Annotated in this window: 2 protein-coding genes; both read right to left on the reverse strand. The window is 69.1% G+C overall.

Translation table 11 applies throughout. The annotated features are described in order from the left end of the window. Window positions 1-273 (reverse strand): hypothetical protein (locus tag AB0H52_RS31550; RefSeq protein WP_357951932.1); only part of this gene is annotated, 273 nt, incomplete at its 3' end. A 495-nt stretch (window positions 274-768) separates the two neighbouring features. Further along, window positions 769-3318, reverse strand: coding sequence for a rifamycin-inactivating phosphotransferase (gene rph, locus AB0H52_RS31555; protein ID WP_151489136.1), 2550 nt, complete (start codon window positions 3316-3318; stop codon window positions 769-771). Between the last annotated feature and the right edge of the window lie 436 nt (window positions 3319-3754).

Below are 3754 nucleotides of genomic sequence, written 5' to 3' on the forward strand. Positions count from 1 at the left end.
GTACTTAGCGATGGTAGCTTCCGAAATCAACGACCGACCCCGTAAGATCCACAATTGGAAGAAGCCCTCCGAGATTTTCGCCGAACTCGTAGAGATAAATGCTTCGACTGTCTGAACCTGCCAGGCGCTGCGGCCTCGCGACGCCGCCAGGTCAGCCTTCTGATTCCCCGCGCCCACGGGCACGCAATCCTTTGTCGCAGCAAAAATGATTTTGCAGAGCTTGTGCAGATTTTCGGTGTACTGTCGATCGATCTGCTGTTGATTCGGGAACATCAGGTGCTTCCTGTCTTTGGGACACGCTGCCGTCATGCATCAAACGCATAGATGGGCCTGAGCGGTTCACGGCACTCGGGCCCGGCTGCGTGCCCTGATCGGCCCTCGGCCTGGGTGGGCGGACCCAGGGCTCGGGCTGATCCTCGACGGCCTCGGCAGTGCAGAGTCTCCAGTAGCTGTCAACCGTCGATGCGGCGACGACCGCCGGACCCCCGACGCCTGCTTCCACAGGCACGCCTGGGGCCACGAGCGACACGCAGCTCTGCGAGTCGGTGAAAGGTCGGCGACGCGATGGCGGCGGACATGGTGAAGGCCGCGGTGTCCGGGGAGTCGTCGACAGAGGAGATCCTGACCGTGTTCGGGCGAGACCTGACCACGCTGGCCGCCACCGGCGGCGACAGCACGGTGGGTGCCGCCCTGCGACGGTTCGCCACCGAGGCGTCCAAGGCGTCACCGCTGACCGGCCCGGCGGCCGTCCGCCCGGCACGGCCGCAATCAGGACAGAATCTCGACGTACCCGTCGCCGCCGTGCACGCGGATCCGCTGCCCGTCGCGAATCAGCCGGGTGGCGTCGACGACGCTGACCACGGCCGGCAGGCCGTACTCCCGTGCGATCACCGCGCCGTGCGTCATCAATCCTCCGACCTCCGTCACCAGGCCGGCGACGGCGACGAAGAGGGGCGTCCAGCTCGGATCCGTGTGGGCCGTGACGAGGATGTCACCCGGTTCGAGATCGGCCTGGGCCATGTCCAGGATGACGCGGGCGCGCCCCTCCACGGTCCCGGCCGACACCGGCAGGCCGATCAGGGCGCCGGCCGGCACGTCGTCGCGGCGGTACGCTCCGTTGAGGGCCTCCCCATCGGAGGTCAGCACCCGAGGTGGCGTGAGCGCCTGGTACGACCGGAACGCGTCCTTGCGCCGCCGGATCAGGTCGGCATCCACCTGGTGTGTGCGCACGACCTCGTGGAACTCGCCGAACGTGAGGTAGAAGACGTCGTCGGCGTCGGCGAGCACGTCGGCCCGTACGAGGCGTTCGGCCTCCGCGAGGAGGGCCTGCTTGTAGACGAAGTAGCGGCTGATGATGCCGTACTTCGGGTACTCCCGGTAGCCGATGAAGGTCCGGACCTGCTCGATCATGCGCGTCGTCTCGGCGGCCTTCCGCTCCCCGTCCGGCAGCGCCCGCAGGCGCGTCAGCACCTCCCGTGCCTTGTTCTGCGCGTCCTGCCGTCCCTGCGCGAAGCGCCGCTCGGCGGCGCCCGGCTCGAAGAGCTTGATGTTGTCGAGGAGGACGGGCACGAGCGTGCTGGGGCGTTCACTCCAGCGGGGCCTCGTGATGTCGATCTCGCCGACGCAGCGCATGCCGTACCGGTCGAGGTAGCTCTCGATGGCGTCGCGCGCCGCGGTCCCGCCGGGGAGCTTCGGCAGCTCGTCCAGGAAACCGTCGTCCACCACGCCCTGCAGGTACGCCACCACCTCCGGATGCGGGCGGATCACGTCCGCGACGTCGAGCAGCGCGAGGCCCATCTCCGACGTGATGTTGCCGGGGGCGGACAGCGTGAGGGTGTCGGCCGCGTTCCGCGCGCCCAGCCACTCCCACAGCCGGTCGTTGAGCCACCAGGTGGACTCCATCCCCGCCATGATCGCCCTGATGCTCAACGGGTCACGGAGGATCCGCTTGTGCTCCTGGAAAGCCTCCAGCAGGAAGTCGAACAGCGCCGGTCCGGTCACCGTCGCGATGTCGCGCCGCAGGGCCTCGAGGGACTCCTGGCTGCGCTCGATCAGCTCGGCGACGATGGCCGGATCGGCCTCGATCGGGGCGGACGCGCCGCCGACCGTCGGACCGGCGGGACCACCACCGTCCGGGAGCGTCGGAACGAAGTCGCGACGGTCCAGGACGGTCTCCAGCGCGTCCCTGATCAGCGGATCCGAGCGTCCGACCAGGTCCAGGAAGCCGGCGCGGCTCGCGGGTGATGCCAGGAGCCGGGTGGAGTCGACGAACAGCCTCCCGCCCGCCTCGAGCATCGGCGCCATGGCCGTCAGCTGCCACATGGAGAGCCCCAGCGGCTTCATCGCGTCGGTCATCATCTGCTGGTGACCGACGGAGAGGTAGACGTGGTTCTCCCCGTCGTCGGCCGCCGGGATGGGGAACAGCGTGGTGATCGGTCGGCTCTGCACGATCTGGAAGTCGTCGTCGACCAGGCACCACTCGATGTCCTGCGGGCGGCCGACATGCGCCTCGATCCGCCGTCCCACCCGCACGAGCCGCACGACCTGCTCATCCGTCAGCGCCGGCTGCTCCGGGGCGGCGACCGCCCTGGCGATGACCTCGCCGTCGCGCATCGCGAAGACGTCCGGGTTCACCAGACCGGAGACCAGGGCCTCGCCGAGCCCGAAGACGGCGTCCACCCTGGCCACCTTCCGGTTGCCCGTCACCGGGTCGGCCGTGAACAGGACGCCGGCCGAATCCGGAAAAACCATCTTCTGTACGACGACAGCCATGTGGACCGTGCGGTGGTCGAAGCCGTTGCGCAGGCGGTACGTCACCGCCCGCTCGGTGAACAGCGACGCCCAGCACCGGCTGACGTGCTCCAGGACCGCCGCCGGTCCCACGACGTTGAGGTACGTGTCCTGCTGGCCCGCGAAGGAGGCCGTCGGCATGTCCTCCGCCGTCGCGCTGGACCGCACGGCGTAGGCGTTCTGCTCGCCGAACCGGACGAGCGCGCGGGTGATCGCCGCCGCCAGATCGACCGGGATGGCGGTCTCCTCGATGGCCATGCGGACCTGCGCGCTGAGCGTGCGGATCGCCTCCCGGTCATCCGGGTTCAGGCGCGACAACCGATCGAGACGCTCGTCGATCGACGGCGCCTGCGCCATGATCCGCCGGAAGGCGGCCGTCGTCACGACGAACCCCGCCGGCACGCGGATGCCCTCGATCCGCGACAGCCCGCCCAGCTGCGCGGCCTTGCCGCCGACGACCGCGATGTGCGTCTCGTCAACCTCCCGGAGATCCACCAGCGGTTCGAGGTCGCCGCGGCCCCCGTGCATCGACAACACACCCACGTCGTGCCCCCCATGTGCCTGATCGGTGCTGGTACGGCCGCCGATTCTGCGGCACACCCCGGGTCTTGCGGCAAGCCCCCCGGTGCGATATACGTTAGAAGTGGCAGGGAGTGACATCTCCCTGCCTTTGCTGTGTGTCGACCGTGGCGGGCCGGGATCCATCGACCGCTCCCGGTCATCGTGGCCCCTTGCACGCGCGAAGGTCGCCCGTCGCGGAAGCTGCCACCGGTGACCTCCATCGCGGCGACCCTCGTGCTGGCCGGGGTCGCGGCATGGGACACGGCACTCGGCCATCGCCGCACCGCCCACCAGCCGGCCCCGCCCACCTAGTGCAGCAGGTCGCAAGTCCTGTTCTGGTTGCTGGTGACGCTGTGTGAGGGTCATGCGGCTTTGGTGAGGTTGTCCCGGGTGGGCTTCTGGT

It is taken from the genome of Micromonospora sp. NPDC050695, assembly GCF_040654415.1.
GTDB lineage: Bacteria > Actinomycetota > Actinomycetes > Mycobacteriales > Micromonosporaceae > Micromonospora.

What these genes read in the sequence shown, in the direction of transcription:
- rph (WP_151489136.1), bottom strand. Translation starts at nt 3,318, where the DNA reads ATGCACGGGGGCCGCGGCGACCTCGAACCGCTGGTGGATCTCCGGGAG.